Here is a 17650-nt window from a genome sequence, read left to right on the forward strand (position 1 = left end):
CCAACGGTGTGCTAGTCAAACAGTGCGGGTGGCGCCGGACGAGTTCGGCCGATCGATGCCTCAGACCAAGCGTAGGACGGGGCGCTGGTCGGTTTGGCCGAGTAGGAGCCGGAGCCGGGGGATCTTCCATCGCAGTTCGCGGGCGAGGTCGGCCATGGTTGTGCTGCCGGTGGATTCGGCGAGTTCGAAGGCTTTGGCGAGCAGGCTGGGTACCTCGCCGGGATAGTTCGTCACGGGCTGCGGGGCGATGATTTCGAGTTCGTAGAGGTGGTTGAGCCGCTGGTAGGCGCGGCGGGCGCTGGCGTCGGAGATGGTGCCGAGTTCCCGGCAGCGATATACCAGGGATTTGAGCGAGACGCCCCACTCGCGGCCGAGTTGCTCGAGCACCTTGATGTCGAACCGGCTGGGCAGCTGGTCGTGGATTTGTCCGGCGGGGGTGAGGAATTCGGCGGCGAAGGCGTCGGCCTCGCGTTCCTGTTGGGCGTCGCCGGGAGCGGCGTCGCGGTGCAGGACCAGGTGGCCGAGTTCGTGGGCGGCGGTGAACCGGTGCCAGTAGACATCGTCGCTGCGGTCCGGGGTGAGCACGATCAGCGGCCGCGGCATCCGCGAGGTGGAGAAGGCGTTGACCGTGGCGGTGTCCGCGTCGGCGAAGGACACCATCGTGGCGACGATGCCGTGCCTCTCCATGGTCCGGACCAGGTGGGGGATCGGGCCGGTGCCCAGGCCCCAGTGCAGTCGCAGCGACCGGGCCGCCGCGGCGGGGGTATCGGGCAGCCGGTCGGTGTCGTCGGGCAGGAAGCCGGGCAGGTCGACCGGCGGGAACTGCACGCGTTTCTCCAGCGCGTAGGTCAGCTCCCACACCTGCTCGACGAACGCGACGGCCTTGGCCCGTTGGCAGACGCGGGTCGACCGCAGGCTACGGAAGTGCGCGGCCGCGCTGTCCAATCGGGCGAACGGGCGTCCGCCGGCGAAGAACTCGATCGGGACGTCGAGGACCTCGGCGAGCCGGACCAGATGGTCCGGCCGCGGTGGGGAGGTCTGGGATTCCCACTGGCTCACCGCCGCGCCGGAGACACCGACCTGCTCGGCCACGGCCGCCTTGGTCAGGCCGGCCAGCTGGCGGGCCTGGGTCAGGCGGCCGGCGTCGAACGCCTCGGCCACCACGACCGCGGTGGCCGGAGCCGCGCCGGGGCCGCCGCGGAACAGACGTAGCTGGGTTCGGTCAGTCATCACTTCCGGTTTCAGAATCGGGGGTAGGGGGCTGGCCGCCGTCCGGGGGCACCGCCGGGTTCCGTGCCGAGAGCACGACTTCCTCTAGCGGGGCCTGGTCGAACCGCGCGGCCGTGTCGTTATTCGTATCCGGGCCTGGCACGGGCGCGAGGGGACGCGCCGGGGCCGGGCGAGATTGCCCTCCACCGGGCTCGGCCGCGGGCGGTACTTCCTCGACGTGGCTCCAGTTCAGGTGCCCGGAGTCGTCGCCCAGTGAGGCGTCGCCCCAGAAGGCGCGCAGCACGCCGGCATGCGGGTTGCTGGCGAAGGCCAGCACGATCAGCCGCCCGGCCTCCGCGGCGTCGTGCAGGAAGTCCTCTTCGGCCTGCAGTTCTTCGGCGAGTTCCTCGTCGGACATCGCGGCGTGGTCGATCGAGAGCTGATCGGATCCGGCCGCCGCGCCGAGCGCCAGCAGCCGCTTACGCACGTCGGAGAGGTTCATCTTCGCCGACTCCAGCGGGGCGTAGGCGGTGTCACCGTACTTCCACGGATAGATGATCAGGTTGCTCTCGTCCAGGACGGTCAGGCAGTAGCGGGCACCCTTCGGGCGGGGCGTCCGCACCGCAGTGACCGTGGCCAGTTCCTTGGCCAATTCCTCGGGCAGGATCAGCCACATCAGCCCGTACGCGTCGTTGGAACTAAGTCCGCTGCCCTTGTGGCCAGCCAGCGCGCGCAGGTGCGCGGCTCCCAGGGCCCGCCACACCGCCCCGCGTACTTCGAGGGCCAGGTGCCCGAACTGCGACGTCTCCCATTCGGTCGGCACTGCCTGCTCGCTCATAACGACCCTCCCTGACCTGCCCGGGCGGCTTATGTTTCAGGCAGCCGGGGCAGAGTATCACTTAAGTTTTCCGCAAAATAGCGCACGACGTCGACGAGTCGGCATTCCTATGGTCAAGGAGCTTCCGTCCGCTCCGCAGCGGAACGGGCTAATCCGGCACGCGGTGGTGCACAACGCAATTCGTAGACCGAATCCGGCTATCCGGACGGTGAGGCGGCCGGCCGCGGTTCTCGTATGGGTATCGCACGGTGGAGCGCAGCCGACCGTGCAGAAATGAGGGAGGAGCTGCCCGCGGCCCTCGGCAAGTTCGGGCACGTACTTGTAGATCGTCGACCGTGAGACGCCGAGCAGCCGTGCGATCGACGACACTGACTCCTCCGGCTGGGTGAGCATGATGCGGGCCTGGCGGATCTGCCCGGCGGTGGGGGCCGGTGGCTGGCCGAGGCGCTGCCCGCGGGCCCGAGCCGCGGCCAGGCCCTCGTTGGTGCCGTCGACGATCAGCTCGCGGATGAGCTCGGCGAGCGCGGCGAACACTTGGAACACCAGGCGCCCGCCGGGGGTGTTGGTGTCGAGGGCTTCGTGCAGGGACCGGAATCCGATGCCGCGCTCGCGGAGTCCCGCGACGATCGAGATAGGTCCTGCAGCGACCGGCCGAGTCGATCGAGCGCGGGAACCACGAGGGTGTCGCCGGGCTGCAAGTACTTGAGGCAGCGCCACAGCTCTTCGCGTTCGGCATTCTTTCCGGAGGCCTTGTCCGCGAACACCTTCTGGCACCCGGCGAGCGTGAGCGCGTGCAGCTGGCGGTCGAGCAGCTGTCCGGTCGTGGACACCCGGGCGTAGCCGACGAGCGCGCCGCCGCCGACCGGGTCGAGGGCATTGCCGGCGAGAAACGAGCGCCGACGGTACGGCGGAGGTGTCGGTCATGGCCGTGACTGTACGAACCCCTTTGCCGGACAATCTATCCAGTGGTTCAACGGCGCGATCGGCCTCGAAAGATTTGTGGTGGGGCCGCCGCCGGAACTCTTGGCGGAAGCGTCGGCGGCGGCCCGTATCAGCAGACCCCGGGAGTGACCCGCGATCTACCCGCTCTCGTCGCGTATCCCCGAAAACCGGACCGTTATGTGACTTGGCTCACTGAGTGACCTAAATCATATCCGTAGCGGTTGTGCGTGAATAGTGAATGTGGCCATGACCGGGGGAAGATGATCGGCACAACCGAATACGTGCCCAAGTCGTGCTCCTTAATTCTTGGCGGAAGCGTGGGAGCGGGCGGGGCTGGCCTTCTATCAGCAGACCCGGGAGCCGCGCCGCGCGCGGCTCTCCTGAGCAACCACGGAGTTGTCAGTGAGCGCGCAACAGCACCCCCATACGCCTGGGTGTGGCGGCCAACCTATCGTCGTGCCCGTTCCCGAACCACCGGACTACTCGCGGCGCTTGGTGCTGCACCTGGCCGGAGCGACCAGCACCTTCGGTATCTCCAGCGCAGTGCATACCATGGCGCCCGCTCACAATCTGGTGAACGAAGCCGCCGACCTCTCGATGGCACCCTCGGTGATGCTGATGGGCGCGAGCGCGAGCTGGGTCATCAGCACCCTCGGGTTGATCGTGCTCCGCGAACTGCGCTACGTGTTCAACCGGGCATTCCCCCGCATCCAGATCATCAACGTGTACCAGCAGGCCGACGCACCACGCAGGCGGCGGCCGCGGCGACCACGCTCACCCCAAAACGGCACACCCCCATCGCAGTGACCACGATGGCAACGAGCGACGAGGAATCACCAGGGCGGCAGCAGAAAGAGGCCCGGCGCTTCCAGGGCCGCGCGAAGCGTGACGAGAAATGGCTCCGTCTCGCCGAGGAGGGTGACACGGACGCCATGTGCATGATTGCCCAAAGCCTGCACCGGGACGGCGACCTCGACGCTGCCGAACGATGGTATCGGCGGGCGTCGATGACCGCCGACATCCCGGCGATGCGTGCGCTCGCGTTTCTGCTCAAAGAACGCGGGAAGTTGGACGAAGCCGAAAGCTGGTTTCGCGGAATCGCGCGGCACGACGACGCCGATGGGATGTACGACCTCGGCCGACTGCTCGAGGAGCGCGGGAAAAACGCGGAAGCTCAGGCGTGGTTCCGCCTCGCTGCGGCGAAGGACAATGTGAGGGCCATGGTGAGCCTAGCGGTCGAGACGCAGAACTCGGGCAGGCCCACCGACGCCGAGATCTGGTGGCACACTGCCGCCGACAACGGCGACCCCATCGCCCTCGTGTACAGGGCGCTTCAGGCATACGACCAAGGCGATATCGATGAAGCCAATATCCGATGGTGGCGGGCCGTTGCGGCCGGAGCCCTGTGGCGTCTAGCCGAAGACCTCTATGTCTTCGGTGACGAATGGACTTCCCCCGAGCATTGGTGGAGTCTGCTGACCTGGGGTTTCGATAGTGTCGCCGAACGCTTCGTCTCCGCCCTCGGCTGGGCGCAGGATCCGGACGGAGTTGGTCGGCGGCGGATCCTCGCTGCCGATACCAAGGTCGAAGAATCTGCCAGGGCCGCACTCAGGAGAAGCCAATTCGAACAGTTCTACGTCCTAATGGCGCCCGAACTGCGCGGGTTCGCCCGCTCGTTGACATCCGACGAAGGTGCGGCCGCCGACGCCGTGCACGACGCGATGATCCGCCTGCTCGATCGCTGGGACCGTCTCCACACTCTTCCGCTTCCGAACCTGCGGGCTTACGCGTTCAACTCCGTCCGCTGGGCGTTCCAGGACCGAGCTCGCGCCCGATACCGCGAAGGAACGACCTCCCTCGACTCGATGCCTTTCGTAGAACGGGACTCTGCCGTGGCCAGCCCGGCAACCACGGACAGCGGAGCTGAGGATCTGATCGCGGAGGAGACCACCCGGCAGATCCTTCGCGTTCTCTCACCGCGTGAGCGCGAACTGACCACCCGGCTGATCGCAGGAAGGACTCCGGGCGAGATCGCCGACGAACTCAACATGAACCCAGACACCGTGCGCAGGTTGATCAGCCGTGCCCGAAAAAAGATCCGATCAGAACTCGGCCTGAACCTGCCGCAGCCCGGCTAGGCTCCGCGCCGCCGGGTGTCAAAGGCCTAGGTGACCGAGCGGAATCGTTCGAAAAGGCTTAACCGGATTTGTTGGACAGCAACGCTTTTCGGCACGCTTTTTAGACACCGCCCCGGTGAAGCCGACCTGGGCGTCCACTACGAACAGCCGGGTGTCGGAAGAACGATCGATTCTCAACACTCACTCGGCGTGTGCTGTCGAGGCCGCGGTCGGCGGCCAGTTTCGCGGTTCTACGTTGGCTGGCTTCCGCGTGGTGTTCTTGTCCCAGTCGAACTTCGGCGTTGGTGGACCCCATCGCTTCGGCTCGGAGAACGAGATGACCTTGGTGCCGAAATCTGCTCCCTGGAAGGAGACGGTGCCGGAGAACGTCGCGTCCTCGAACCAGGTGATGCCGGAGAACGTCGCGCTCACGAACCAAGTGGTGGTGCCAGAGAACATCGCGTCCCGGAACTGGGTGGTGCCGGAGAACGTCGCGTCCACGAACAAGGCGTTGCCGGAGAATGTCGCGCCCTGGAACCGGGCGCTGCCGGAGAACGTAGTGTGACTGAAGTCAGCGTCTTCGAGGTGGGCTGTTCGGAAATCGAAATTGCTGTTCGACCAGCTGTGTTCGGCTTGTGGCCGCAGGTGATCAGCGATGGCGCGGACGATCGTCTGCCGGACTTCCCGATCGTTCTGCCGGTACTCGACATGCTCTTCGGTCTCGCCGCTTACGCGTCCGTGGTCGACGCGGGGTGCCTTGACGACGAACTTGGTGCGTCCGCTGGTGCCATGCTCGGCGTCGTAGGGCAGGCGGAGGTATCCGCACAGCACGTCGATGCATTGCTGGCGGCGTAGTCCGCGGGATTCGTCGGCGACGCCGGCCATGGCGTATACCCCGGCGATGCGGATCGCGACGTCGGTGTTGCCGAGTTGGGCGGCTGCGGCGCCGAAGCGTTCGACGAACCGTCCGTGCTCGAGGTCACGCTGGCGGCGGTAGGCGACGACCAGGGCGACGACACCGCCGACGCCGGCGACCACGGTCAGCGCCAGCTTGGTGATGTCGATCGGTGCTGCGAGCACCTTGTCGTTGGTCTCGATGCGCTGGCCCAGTGCCCACTGCGCGGCGAGTGCGAGCCCGGACCCGAGCACGAGCGCGCCGATGATCGACCACAACAACCCGTTCGTGGCGACCCGGCCCACGGTCATCTTGGCGGCCCGGAGCACTCTTCGTCTCGTGCGTGCGATCACCGGGATGATTCTCGCGAAAAGATCGCCCGCGCATCGGTCTTCGTGACGACGCTACCCGCAGGGTGAGTGTCCACCGCGCCTCCACATAGGTTGCCCGCCGCCATCCGCGCGATGATCTCGGCCGTCGCAGGGCATCGTCTCTGTCATACAGGCCGTCTACCTGGGCAGATCTCTGTGACGAGACTGGCAAAACTAGGCAATAAAACATACGGAATCAGTGTTATGGTGGTTGCGAGCAAGGAACCGGTGTTCCCGACTTGAGTCGCGATAGCTGGTCTGGCCCTCGGTGTAGCTACGGCAGCCGGGGGCTGCTTCGTGTCTGGGGAAGTTTCATTCGACTGGCTCCACGAAGTGCACCCGGTCCCTGACCACGTCGAACAAGGTTCTCGTGGTGTCCGTGTGAGTGAGGGTGCGGCGGTAGGCCGAGGACACCAGGTCCGGCAGCCACAGCAGTCGCTCCACCGCGGGGGAGGTCTGCAACAGTCGCGTCGGCTGTGGGATCTGCTTCTCCGCGATCAACTCTTTGTGGTTGATCCGGTCCTTGGTGCGAAAGTTGTTCTGGTTGCGCTCTTCGAGTACGAGCAGATCCACCGGCGCCCAGGCGTCCTCGCGCCCGGCAGCGAGCTCGATGGCCAGGCCGCGGTAGCACGCCCGTCGCGCGGTTTCCCCGTCGTGGTCCTGGCCATCGACGGGGACCTGAAAAGCGATGATGCAGGTCTCGTGTCCTTCGGCGAGGAATTCGAGCATCTCACGGGTCTTGGTACGGCCGTCTTTCTCCAGCAGCGCCTTTGTCGTGTGCCACCAGGTGCTTTCGGCAATCTCGGCCAGCCCGTCGCGCAGTTCGTCCATCTGGTCAAACGCCACGATCACTGCGGTGAAGATGTAGAACGTCTCAGCGGGTGCGATCACCGGGTCCGGCACCTGGTACGACTCATCGAGGAAGGCCACCGGCCCACGGCTACGCCGGTACGCATCTTCCACGATGGCGCGTTTCGCCGCGTTCTGCTGCACCGAGCAATCCTAGAACTGCCCACAGACACCGCCCCTCGGGTTCCCGGCCCCGGGGCAAGGTGCACTCGGCGGAGGTGCTGATGCTATTCGACGGTCGCAGATGACTCGTCTCATAAATATTCTCACATGCGCATTTAAGCATTAGTAAGTTGAGAGCTTCGCCCTCGGAAAGTCTGGGGCGTTTTTCCGGTGCTACTTGTTCTGCTTGTTCGCCTTGGCCAGCCGGATCGCACGCCTATTGATGCGATCCGACAGCAAAGGCAGAACCGCCACCAGGAGTTCCGTGAACGGCGGAAGTGCCCGCTGCACGAAGTAGCCCAGGGCGGTCAGCAGAGGCGTAGCACTGAGGAGCACAGCAAGCTCCAAGGCGCCACCTCCCTCTTCCCAAGGGGTGGTGAACCCGAACCATTACAGGCCGGGCTAAAGACCGCAGCGAGTTCGCTGCGGAGTTTGTGGCCGGACATGACGAGGGGCCCGCTCGTCGAGCGGGCCCCTCGTCATGTCACGGTCGGTTGAGAAGGCAGGTCGTGAACTCGTTTACAACGCGCTGCGGCGCCCAGCTGCGAGCACGCTCCCGGCGGTGAAAATGTGGCCACGACGACTTCGTTGCAGAGGTACGAGATGACCCCTCGTCACCCAGCTGCGCACAGTCGATGGAGCAACGTCGAGAAGCTTGGCAGCTTCGGCGGTGGTGATCCATCGGCCGAGGTAATGCGCCGGCACCCTGAGCTGCGGACGGATCGGTGATGTGTTCGTTCTGCGGCGTGTCCTACGTCGGACTTTTTCGAGATCGTCTCTGTCGTAGAGCGCTGCTCGCCCGCGGTAGCCGACATTCTGCAGGTAGCCGCGGGAGACCCACTTGCGGATGGTCGCTGGCTCTACTTCGAGGTCGGCCACTGCCTCCCGTGCCGTGACCAACTGTGGGCCCTCGTCCTCGTCCTCGTCCAGCATCAACCGAGCCGGCGGCGGATGTGGCCGAGGAGCGGCGGCGTAGCCGGGCATCGACAGTGGATTCTGCCGACTGGTGTACCTGCCGCTGGCGACCGACTCGCGCATGCGACGTGCGACGGGTGCCTCGATCGTCGATGACGCTGACTTCACGAACTCGCCTTGCGCCTGGAGCGTTGCGAGCAAGTCTTGGCTCGTGAGGCTGAGCTGCCTGGCCAATTCATGTACGCGGATCTTGCCTGCCACTCGCTCTCCCTCGCTTCGCATGGGATTACGCCAAGCGTTCTAAGTGTGACAGTCTGCGTCAAACAGGTGTGACAGTGCGTCAACCAACCTATGTAGAGCGATCTTGGAATCGGAGGATAGTTCGGTATATGCCCTGTTCAGGGCATAAAACAACCCCGGAGGAGTCCGAGATGTACCTTGTTTTGGGCGCAAAAAGTCGCCAACACAGCAATTCTGGCATGGCCTGTGACAGATTGTCGACTCGCTCCGGCGGGACGGCTATCCAGCAGAAGGAACGAGCGGGGCAAAGCTCCGAGATGGTTCACTGACCGGCGGCCAGGAAACGGGCCGGACGGGCCGTCGGCCTCCATCACCGCGCTGGCCGATGTCTCAACCGGCTGTGCCCGGAGTCGTGGCAGTGGTCGTCCCGCTTTCGGTGGGCTCGTCTCCCCGGTCGAGGCCAGGTGCCAAGCTGGTCGTGGCAAGCAAGGACGAGCATCCGCATCTTGTTGGACTGATCGGCCTCTAAGGCGAGCTCAGGAATCGTGGCCTGACCAGGCTCGCTAGGTGGAGATGCTGTCGAGGGTGCCGTTGACCCAAAGGGTGGGTGGTCGACCTGCGCGCTGCCCAGCTGTCATTCAATCCCGCCGGGAATCTCCCTAATATGTTGTCCCCCATAGTATTTGGTATGAACATCCTTTGGCCGGCGTGGCGTCGTGGGGATTGTGACTGCAATTTGCTAGCCGGTCGCTGCGAACGGTCACAGGGTGGTAGGAGTGTGTACGACGACGGCCTGTAGGTCGTGAGCGGGTTGGGTCCAGTTGCGTCGCATGGCTCAGCTTTGGTGCACCGCATGGGACAGCTCTCGGTGAAACGTATAGCCCAGCATTTCTGTGCACCGCATGGGTCCGTATTTCGATATTTCGGTACATCGCACGGTTCGGCATTTCGGGCGGGCAATCTGGGAAAAATCGGCCACCGAACGCGCGCAAGTATCCTGAAACGGATCGAGGACGAGCGACTCTATGGGCTGCCGGGTTCCCAACTGTCACGCTGCGGCTTATATAAGCGCAGGTCTAGTAGCCTTTCGAGGCGCTCGGGCCCCGAACTGCCCGTGCCGCCACCCTCTTCGGCGGCGTTGTGCGCTGGTCGGTGCAGTTCGGTACCGGAACATCGGCTTCCGAAGCAGCACGGGCACACCGCCCCCAGTGCGCGCGGACGACCATCCCTCCCACCTGGGAAGTTGGGTGTGTGTCGAGTCCGTCTGCTATCTTTTCCTGCGGGTCTACGCGTACCAACGCCGGTGTAGTTTAGTGGTAGAACATCAGCTTCCCAAGCTGAGAGTGCGGGTTCGATTCCCGTCACCGGCTCCAGTTCTGAAGGCAGTGCACCGGTTGCGGCGGCACGCCGAGATTACTTGCCTCAGTGCACATTCACCAGTTCCGGTCGTCAGTACGACGGTGGCGATTTTGCAGTGGCAGGTCGGGTGGCGCCGGGTGGTTCCCAAGTGCACCGGGCGGATATCGTCTTGCGTCCTTGCTCAGACCGCGTGCAGGTGTCGGCCGGTGGGTTGGCGGCGGGTGGTGTCGCTGGTGACTTCGGTGGTTTGTGCGGGGTGGAGTTCCGTGCCGAAGGTCAGGGCGTGAACGTCGCTGAGGGGGAGGTTCAGTTCGGTCGCGATGAGGCGGGCGTCGACTCTTGCCGAGCTGGAGCGGTTGAGTATCTGGGGGAACACTCGCGACATCTCGTAGGTCGGCATTCCGCCGGGCTCGGCGGTGCGGAATCCGCGGGCGGACAGTTCGATGCACATCTGGCGGTAGCTCCAGTCGGACAACCGGCCCGCCTTGTGGGCGGAGTAAGCCAGTGCCATCGCGGATACCTTGAACTTCTCTCGGGCAGCCAGCAATTCGTGCACGGACGGGTTGGGCCGCAGGTATTCGGTGAGGCCGGCGGCCGGCATGAGGAATTCGGAGGCGAAAGTGTCGGCCTCACGTTCCTGGGCCGTCGTCTCGCACGTTTCGCCGGCGTGGAGTACCAGGTGCCCCAGCTCGTGAGCCAAATCGAATCGGAGGCGTTCGGGCGTCTTGCGTCGTGCGAGAAATACGTACGGGGTGTCGTGGCGCCAGATCGAGTAGGCGTCGACGGCATCGGCGAACGGGGGGAGGCCGTACACGCGCACGCCACGCGATTCGCACAGCTGGACGAGATTGGGAAGTGGTTTGGTTCCCAACCCCCAGACTCCCCGAAGTAGGGACGCAGCGGTGCGGGGGTTGTCACCGGCAAAGGACGGTACGTCGACCGGAGGTAGTACGAACCGGGTCGAGATCCACCGGTCGATCTCGACCCCGGAAACCCCGACCGCGACGGCGGCGTCACGCTCGCGGGCGGTAGTACGCCGCGCCGCGCGGAACCGTACTTCTGCCGCGACCAGCTCGGGGGCACCACCGCGTTCGAAGTATGCCGCGGGGAACCCCAGCACCTCCTCCAACGTGTGCGCGACACCGAGCGGCGCCAGCCCGGACTCATACTTCGCCACCGTGCGGGGAGTAACCGAGAGCCGTTGGGCAAGTTCAGCTTTGGTTATCCCCCGCCGCATGCGGGCGAGCTGAATTCGTTCCGGGTCGAGGAACCTCCTAGGCGACCTCGACGACTCGGAAGTCGACATCTTGACCTCCAATGTCGAGCGGTTGTTCACCGGCCGTTTGCGGCTTCCAGAAATCAAGGACGACCCGCACCTTCCATCCCGTGAACTGTCCGGCATCTTCGTCGAAGCCTAGCGGCAGAGATACCTCGCTCCGCACCCCCTCGTCGGTGCGGTGGTAAACGAGGAACCACGGGCCCGGCGGCGGAAAGTCGCTACCGGTGGGATGGGAGACGGGGCGCAGTGCCTCGACGGTTATCAATGGCTCGATCCCGTGGACAGCCTCCGCGGTCGCTTTGCCCTTCCGCCTGGCGGCGAAGGGGCCGAACGGGTGGTCGATCACTCCGGTGGCCTCGGTGCCGCCCAGGGTGGACAGGGTGTACGAGTGACCGATTCGCCTGGAGACCGGCCTGTTCTGCGGATCGACACCGATCCAGCGATGGGTGCTTGCGAGTTTCTCCCGCAACGCGCCTACGACATGTATCCATCGTGTGAGTCCGGGCGCGATGGTCGGATGGTGGCGAGTGATGTTGCCCGCCATGATTTCTCCCGCCTCGAGCGCCGCGGCGATGTCGGTGACGTCGAGGTCCATCTTGCGGAGGTAATCGGGTGCGTCCTCGGGTCTGATGATGACGGGTCCGTATTGCTGCGCCGGCTCGGTCACGAGTAATCCCCCCTTGTCTGTCATGAAGCCTCAAATTCCTGTATGAAACCAGAATATTACGTGGTCAAGGGCGGTATCGGAAGGAACCGGTTCGAGCGGCAGAACGGGCTCACATGCGGGACGACCGGCCACGGCGAGTCGGCCGGCGGCAGATCGTCGGGTCGCCGCACCGTCCGGCAAGGTCGTGCCGTTGTACCGTCGGCCGGGTCGAGTACGTGGTGGGGCGGTTCCTGGCAGACTCACGGCATGGCTGGATCTCCGGATCGGAACGGGCTTCGAGGTCGGGTTGCGGTGGTGGCGGGGGCCACGCGCGGCGCTGGTCGGGGGATCGCCGCGGCATTGGGGGAGTTGGGGGCGACGGTCGTGTGCACGGGGCGGACCAGCAGAGCTGGTGATCCGGCGATTCGGTCCGATTACCAGCGGAACGAAACCATCGAGGAGACTGCGGAACTGGTGACCGAACTCGGCGGCATCGGTGTTCCGGTGCAGGTCGATCACCTGGATTCGAAACAGGTTGCGCGGCTGGCGCAACGGTTGCGTGCGGACTACGGACATATCGATGTGCTGGTGAACGACATCTGGGGTGCCGAAGTGTTGAAAGGCCCTCCGCCGACGTGGAATACACCGATCTGGCGCCACGATCCGGATACCGGACTGCGCATTCTGCGGCTGGCGATCGACACCCACTTGATCACCTCGCATCACCTGCTGCCGCTGCTGGTGGATCGGCCGGGCGGGCTGCTGGTCGAGATCACCGATGGAACGGCGGAATTCAACGCCGACCGGTACCGCATCTCGGTGTACTACGACTTGGCGAAGGTCGCGGTGAACAGGCTGGCGTTCTCCCAGGGACACGAACTCGAACCGCACGGCGCCACTGCGGTGGCGGTAACCCCTGGCTGGCTGAGGTCGGAGATGATGCTGGACAACTTCGGTGTCACCGAGGGCAACTGGCGCGCCGCACTCGACGGCTCGATCGAGGGTTATCCACAGGCGCCGGAAGGTTTCACCGAGTCGGAGTCGCCCCGGTACGTGGGCCGCGGAATTGCAGCCCTCGCCGCAGACCCGAACCGGGCCCGCTGGAACCAAAAGTCGGTCACCGCTGCCGAACTCGCTCGCGAGTACGGCTGCACCGACATCGACGGAACCCAGCCCGACGCCTGGGCTGCCCAGGAAACCCGACCTCGAACGGACTGACTGCCGGTGTCGACCACGGAGCAGCGACGAGGACCGCGATCGCACGTCGGCAAGTGATCGGTTTCGAAGACGCCAACCATGCGTTCTGTGCTGACCGCCGACGAGAAGGAGGTCGCCGAGCTGGTGAAGAAGGCCGCGGTGCGAGCGACCGTCCAGCCTATTTCTATAACATGTTCTAATTTCATGTGATAGCGTGACCGCCCGTGCATCCGCCGGCCGGCGGCCGCGCGACGACCGGTGATTCCGGCCGGGTCGACGGCGGTGGCCGGTGCGGCGGGGCTGCGGCATGTCTCGGGGCCCGAAATGCCTTGGGTCCCAGCGCTGGGAACGGAGGTTCTGATGGGGTTGATGGCGCCCGATCTGCCGGTGGTCGACATGGAGCAGTGGAGTAAGGGCACCCGCAGCGAGCGGATCCGGCCGATGGCGCGGCACTGGGCGGAGGTCGGGTTCGGCACGCCGGTGGTGATGCACCTGTTCTATGTGGTCAAGATCCTCCTCTACATTCTCGGCGGCTGGTTGTTCGCGCTGGCCACCAGCGGTGTCGACGGCTTCACCGAGGTGGGGTCCTGGTGGTCGGAGCCGATCGTCTTCGAGAAGGTCGTGCTGTACACGATGCTGTTCGAGGTGGTCGGGCTCGGCTGCGGGTTCGGCCCGCTGAACAACCGGTTCTTCCCGCCGATGGGCTCGATCCTGTATTGGTTGCGGCCCCACACGATTCGACTGCCGCCGTGGCCGGGCCGCATACCCCTGACCCGCGGCGACAACCGGTCCCCGGTGGACATCGCGCTCTATGCGGCGCTGCTCGTCCTGCTCGTGTGGGCCCTGCTGTCCGACGGCACCGGCCCGGTCCCGGAACTGGACACCACCGTCGGCCTGCTGCCGGTGTGGCAGATCGCCGCGATCCTCGGCGTGCTGGCGGTGCTGGGGCTGCGCGACAAGGTGATCTTCCTGGCCGCCCGCGGCGAGGTCTACGGGTCGCTGGCGGTCGCCTTCCTGTTCGCCGGCGCCGACGTGGTGGTCGGGGCGAAGCTCGTCTTCCTCGTCATCTGGGTGGGCGCGGCCACGTCGAAGCTGAACCGGCACTTCCCGTTCGTGATATCCACCATGATGTCCAACAGCCCGCTGGTCCGGCCGCGGGCGATCAAGCGCCGGTTCTTCGAGAAGTTCCCCGACGACCTGCGTCCGGGACGATGGTCGCGGGTCGTGGCGCATACCAGCACGGCGATCGAGATGCTCGTCCCGCTGGTGCTGTTCTTCTCCGGCGGCGGGTGGCTCACGACGGTCGCCGCCGTCGTGATGGTGATCTTCCACCTGGGGATCCTGACCGCCATCCCGATGGGCGTGCCCCTGGAGTGGAACGTCTTCATGATCTTCGGCATGGCGACGCTGTTCGTCGGGCACGCCGACCTCGGGCTCGGCGACCTGAACCATCCGGTGCCGGTGGCCGCGCTGTTCCTGGTCCTCGTCGGCACCGTGATCACCGGAAACCTGATGCCGCGCAAGGTTTCCTTCCTGCCCGGCATGCGGTACTACGCCGGCAACTGGGACACCACGCTGTGGTGCGTCAGACCGTCGGCGTCGCAGAAGATCGGCGCGGGCGTCGTGGCGATCGCCGGCATGCCCCAGGCGCAACTGGAGCGGTACTACGGCAAGGACCGCGCGCAGATCCCCCTCTATCTCGGATACGCCTTCCGCTCCATGAACACGCACGGCCGCGCGCTGTTCACCCTCGCCCACCGCGCCATGGCCGACGGCCGCGAGGAGGACTACACGATCACCGACGGCGAACGGATCTGCAGCACCGCGATCGGCTGGAACTTCGGCGACGGTCACATGCACAACGAACAGCTGATCGCCGCCCTGCAGAAGCGGTGCCGGTTCGAGCCGGGCGAGGTGCGGGTCGTCCTGCTCGACGGCCAGCCGATCCACCGGCAGGAGCAGGAGTATCGCCTCGTCGACGCAGCCACGGGTGAGTTCGAGCGGGGCGTGGTGCGGGTGGACGACATGGTGACCCGGCAGCCGTGGGACGACACCGTCCCGGTGCATGTCGAGCAGTAGGCCGAAGATCTGTTGTTCGCCTAACGAATCCCTATAATGTTCGGACATATGTCCAGTGAGGTGTCTTCGATGAGTCGGGACGGGCCGTCGTTCGAGACGGGATTGCCCGCGCACACGCCGGTGATCGTCGGGGTGGCCCAGGTATCCGAGCGGATCGACGAGCCCGGCTACCGGGCGCTGTCCGCGGCCGACCTGGCCGCGGAGGCCGTGCGAGCCGCGGCGGCCGATACCGGCGGCGACGCCGAGGCGGTGCTCGCGGCGCTGGATACCTTCGCCGCGATCCGCGCGTTCGACGATTCGAGCGCCTTCTCCCGCGCCGCACTGGGCGCACCGGACAACGTGCCGCGCGCCGTGGCGGGCCGCGTCGGCGCCCGGCCGCGCCGGGCGATCCTCGGCCCGACCGGAGGCCAGGGGCCGCAACAACTGATCACCGAGCTGTGCGGCGCCATCGCCGACGGTGCCTGCGAGGCGGCGGTCCTGTTCGGGGCGGAGGCGATATCCACCGTCCGGAACCTGTCGGCCCGCCCGGACTCGGAACGTCCGGATTTCACCGAGCACGTCGAAGGCTCCCTGGACGACCGGGGATACGGCATCGAAGGCATGACCCCGGCGCAGGCCATGGCGCACCGGATGGTCGAGCCGGTGGTCTCGTACACGGTGCTGGAGAACGCCCGGCGGGCCCGCCTCGGCGTCTCGCGCTCGGAGTACGCGCGGTCGATGGGCGAGTTGTTCAGCCGGTTCAGTGCCGTCGCCGCCGATAATCCGCACTCCTCGGCGCCGGTGGAGTACGGTGCCGAGGAACTGGTCACGGAGACCGACCGCAACCGGCACATCACCGACGCGTACACCCGCCTCCTGGTCGCGCGCGAGCAGGTGAACCAGGCCGCCGCGGTGGTCGTCATGTCTCTCGGCACGGCGCAGCGGCTCGGTATTCCGCAGGGGCGCATGGTGTTTCTGCGCGGCCACGCCGATCTGACCGAACGCGAACTGCTCGCCCGGCCGGATCTGAGCCGCAGCCCCGCGGCCGTCGCCGCCGTCCGGTGTGCCCTGGACCTGGCCGGCCTCGACCTCGACCAGCTGGCGCTGCTGGACCTGTACAGCTGCTTCCCGATCGCGGTGTTCAACCTCTGCGACGGTCTCGGCCTGCGCCCGGACGATCCGCGCCGCCTCACGGTCACCGGCGGCCTGCCCTACTTCGGCGGCCCGGGAAACAACTACTCGACCCACGCCATCGCCGAAATCGTTGCGCGACTGCGGGACCGGCCGGACAGCCACGGCATGGTGGTTGCCAACGGCGGCATCCTCAGCAAGCATTCGGTCGGCATCTACACGACCACCCCCACGCCTTGGCGGAGGGCCCGCACGGCCACGGTGCAGGCCGAGCTGAACGACGCGCCCGACGTGCCGGTCGTGGTCCACGCCGACGGCTGGGGCACCCTCGAAAGCTACGCCGTCCGCTTCGAGCGGGATGGATCCCGCGTCGCCGCCGTGCTCGGCAGGCTCGACGCCGGCGGCCGGTTCATCGCCAACACCCTCGACCACGACAGCGAGCTGCTGGACGTGCTGACCGGCGATACCGAGCCGATCGGGGCACGCGTCTTCGTCCGCTCGACCGATGCCGGCAACCGCGTCGCATGCACCCGCGAGCGGATGGATGAGCAGCTCCGCCAACCGACACCGATGATCCGGGATGCCTACGAGCACCTGCTCGTCACGCGGTCGGATCACGTGCTCGAGGTGATGATCAACCGGCCCGGGTCGGGCAACATGCTGACCCCGCAGGCGCAGCGCGAACTCGACGAGATCTTCACCGCGTTCCAGCACGACCGCGAGCTGTGGGTGGCGATCGTCTGCGGTGCGGGCGAGGAGGCGTTCTGCGCCGGAACCGATCCGGACGGCGCCGCCTCGATACTGCAACTGCTGTCCCAGCCGCGCAACGGCTTCGGCGGCCTGGTGGCCCGCGATCTGACGAAACCGGTGATCGCGGCGGTCAACGGCCGCGCGGAGAGCGGCGGGCTCGAACTCGTCCTGGCCTGTCATCTCGTCGTCGCCGACGATGCGGCGTCGTTCGCATTGCCCGACACCGGAATCGGGCAGTCACCGGGGCCGGGCGTGCTGGTGCGGCTGCCCCGAGCCGTCGGCCGGGCGCTGGCCTACGACATGATCGTCACCGGCCGGCGGATCGACGCGGCCGAGGCCCTCGCCGCGGGGCTGGTGGCGCGGACGGCCCCGACCGGCAAGGCGGTCGCCGTCGCCCGGCAGATGGCCGCCGATATCGTCGCCCGCTCACCCGTCGCGATTCGCGCCGCGCTGTCGTTCATGGCACGCACCGACCACGCCGCCGACCCCGTCGCCGCCGCCGGGCGCCCGGCCGATCTGCTCGACAAGCTCATCGCCCATCGCGACCCGGTCGAGGGCCCCGCCGCACTGCGGGAAGGGCGGGAGCCGCAGTGGCGGAGTCCCTAGCTCTGGCAACCGGAGCCCTGGCAACCGGCGGGAAAACGCCCGGTCGCCCCTCAGCTCGCCCGGCGCGGCGGGATTACCCAGAATTC

The 17650-nt window shown here is 66.3% G+C and carries 14 protein-coding genes, 1 tRNA gene and 2 pseudogenes; 6 read left to right on the forward strand and 11 right to left on the reverse strand.

Annotated features, from left to right (window positions below; translation table 11 throughout):
- Positions 1-60: 60 nt before the first annotated feature.
- From D892_RS0113070 to D892_RS49610, 4 genes and pseudogenes are all read right to left on the reverse strand, one after another.
- Complete coding sequence (locus D892_RS0113070; protein WP_198036888.1) at positions 61-1230, reverse strand: ImmA/IrrE family metallo-endopeptidase; 1170 nt, start codon at positions 1228-1230, stop codon at positions 61-63.
- Entirely contained in the window at positions 1223-2047 is an 825-nt protein-coding gene (locus tag D892_RS0113075; protein WP_024801667.1) for a hypothetical protein, read from the reverse strand. Before D892_RS0113075 ends, D892_RS0113070 begins: the two co-directional genes overlap by 8 nt.
- Before the next feature lie 57 nt (positions 2048-2104).
- The gene (locus D892_RS49605) at positions 2105-2440 is read right to left on the reverse strand and encodes a helix-turn-helix domain-containing protein (RefSeq protein ID WP_369801822.1); all 336 of its coding nucleotides are present in this window, start codon (positions 2438-2440) and stop codon (positions 2105-2107) included.
- Between the two features lie 114 nt (positions 2441-2554).
- A pseudogene (locus D892_RS49610) lies at positions 2555-2877 on the reverse strand (recombinase family protein); the annotation flags it as partial.
- Positions 2878-3445: 568 nt separating this feature from the next.
- Here D892_RS49610 and D892_RS47710 point away from each other — a divergent pair.
- Complete coding sequence (locus D892_RS47710) at positions 3446-3796, forward strand: hypothetical protein (protein WP_024801668.1); 351 nt, start codon at positions 3446-3448, stop codon at positions 3794-3796.
- Between the two features lie 5 nt (positions 3797-3801).
- A complete protein-coding gene (locus tag D892_RS43655) occupies positions 3802-5127 on the forward strand; it encodes a sigma-70 family RNA polymerase sigma factor (RefSeq protein WP_232236337.1) in 1326 nt (441 codons plus the stop codon).
- Positions 5128-5307: 180 nt separating this feature from the next.
- Here the strand turns inward: D892_RS43655 and D892_RS41090 are convergent, their stop codons facing one another.
- From D892_RS41090 to D892_RS48490, 5 genes and pseudogenes are all read right to left on the reverse strand, one after another.
- On the reverse strand, positions 5308-6354 hold the full coding sequence (locus D892_RS41090; RefSeq protein ID WP_232236077.1) for a pentapeptide repeat-containing protein: 1047 nt from the start codon (positions 6352-6354) through the stop codon (positions 5308-5310).
- A 330-nt stretch (positions 6355-6684) separates the two neighbouring features.
- A complete protein-coding gene (locus D892_RS0113105; RefSeq protein ID WP_024801671.1) occupies positions 6685-7365 on the reverse strand; it encodes a hypothetical protein in 681 nt (226 codons plus the stop codon).
- A gap of 192 nt (positions 7366-7557) precedes the next feature.
- Entirely contained in the window at positions 7558-7719 is a 162-nt protein-coding gene (locus D892_RS46635) for a hypothetical protein (RefSeq protein WP_156959496.1), read from the reverse strand.
- Between the two features lie 183 nt (positions 7720-7902).
- Positions 7903-8421 (reverse strand): helix-turn-helix domain-containing protein, encoded by a 519-nt coding sequence (locus tag D892_RS48485; RefSeq protein WP_369801823.1) that lies wholly within the window; start codon positions 8419-8421, stop codon positions 7903-7905.
- Positions 8403-8559 (reverse strand): annotated as a pseudogene (locus D892_RS48490) (translation initiation factor IF-2 N-terminal domain-containing protein); the annotation flags it as partial. The gene D892_RS48485 and the pseudogene D892_RS48490, both read right to left, overlap by 19 nt.
- A 1278-nt stretch (positions 8560-9837) precedes the next feature.
- Here D892_RS48490 and D892_RS0113115 point away from each other — a divergent pair.
- Positions 9838-9911, forward strand: a tRNA-Gly gene (locus tag D892_RS0113115).
- A gap of 167 nt (positions 9912-10078) precedes the next feature.
- On the opposite strand, the gene D892_RS0113120 is transcribed toward D892_RS0113115, so the two are convergent.
- Positions 10079-11203, reverse strand: a complete 1125-nt coding sequence (locus D892_RS0113120) for an XRE family transcriptional regulator (protein WP_255360219.1) — start codon at positions 11201-11203, stop codon at positions 10079-10081.
- Positions 11172-11867 (reverse strand): hypothetical protein, encoded by a 696-nt coding sequence (locus tag D892_RS47715; protein ID WP_198036889.1) that lies wholly within the window; start codon positions 11865-11867, stop codon positions 11172-11174. The genes D892_RS0113120 and D892_RS47715 overlap by 32 nt, the downstream gene beginning before the upstream one ends.
- A gap of 222 nt (positions 11868-12089) precedes the next feature.
- On the opposite strand from D892_RS47715, the gene D892_RS0113130 reads away from it, so the two are divergent.
- The 3 genes from D892_RS0113130 (at position 12090) to D892_RS0113145 (ending at position 17564) form a co-directional block, all read left to right on the forward strand.
- Positions 12090-13040 (forward strand): SDR family oxidoreductase, encoded by a 951-nt coding sequence (locus D892_RS0113130; protein ID WP_024801674.1) that lies wholly within the window; start codon positions 12090-12092, stop codon positions 13038-13040.
- Between the two features lie 339 nt (positions 13041-13379).
- A complete protein-coding gene (locus D892_RS0113140) occupies positions 13380-15098 on the forward strand; it encodes a DUF3556 domain-containing protein (RefSeq protein WP_024801675.1) in 1719 nt (572 codons plus the stop codon).
- Between the two features lie 69 nt (positions 15099-15167).
- Positions 15168-17564: an acetyl-CoA acetyltransferase gene (locus tag D892_RS0113145; RefSeq protein ID WP_024801676.1), complete on the forward strand. Its 2397-nt coding sequence runs from the start codon at positions 15168-15170 to the stop codon at positions 17562-17564.
- Positions 17565-17650 lie beyond the last annotated feature (86 nt).

It is taken from the genome of Nocardia sp. BMG51109 (assembly GCF_000526215.1).
In the GTDB taxonomy this organism is placed as follows: domain Bacteria; phylum Actinomycetota; class Actinomycetes; order Mycobacteriales; family Mycobacteriaceae; genus Nocardia.

Excerpts from the sequence above, each read along its gene's own strand:
- D892_RS0113070 (WP_198036888.1), bottom strand. The coding sequence starts at position 1,230 with ATGACTGACCGAACCCAGCTACGTCTGTTCCGCGGCGGCCCCGGCGCG.
- D892_RS0113075 (WP_024801667.1), bottom strand. The coding sequence starts at position 2,047 with ATGAGCGAGCAGGCAGTGCCGACCGAATGGGAGACGTCGCAGTTCGGG.
- D892_RS49605 (WP_369801822.1), bottom strand. The coding sequence starts at position 2,440 with ATGCTCACCCAGCCGGAGGAGTCAGTGTCGTCGATCGCACGGCTGCTC.
- D892_RS43655 (WP_232236337.1), top strand. The coding sequence starts at position 3,802 with ATGGCAACGAGCGACGAGGAATCACCAGGGCGGCAGCAGAAAGAGGCC.
- D892_RS48485 (WP_369801823.1), bottom strand. The coding sequence starts at position 8,421 with ATGCGCGAGTCGGTCGCCAGCGGCAGGTACACCAGTCGGCAGAATCCA.
- D892_RS0113120 (WP_255360219.1), bottom strand. The coding sequence starts at position 11,203 with ATGTCGACTTCCGAGTCGTCGAGGTCGCCTAGGAGGTTCCTCGACCCG.
- D892_RS47715 (WP_198036889.1), bottom strand. The coding sequence starts at position 11,867 with ATGACAGACAAGGGGGGATTACTCGTGACCGAGCCGGCGCAGCAATAC.
- D892_RS0113130 (WP_024801674.1), top strand. The coding sequence starts at position 12,090 with ATGGCTGGATCTCCGGATCGGAACGGGCTTCGAGGTCGGGTTGCGGTG.
- D892_RS0113140 (WP_024801675.1), top strand. The coding sequence starts at position 13,380 with ATGGGGTTGATGGCGCCCGATCTGCCGGTGGTCGACATGGAGCAGTGG.
- D892_RS0113145 (WP_024801676.1), top strand. The coding sequence starts at position 15,168 with ATGAGTCGGGACGGGCCGTCGTTCGAGACGGGATTGCCCGCGCACACG.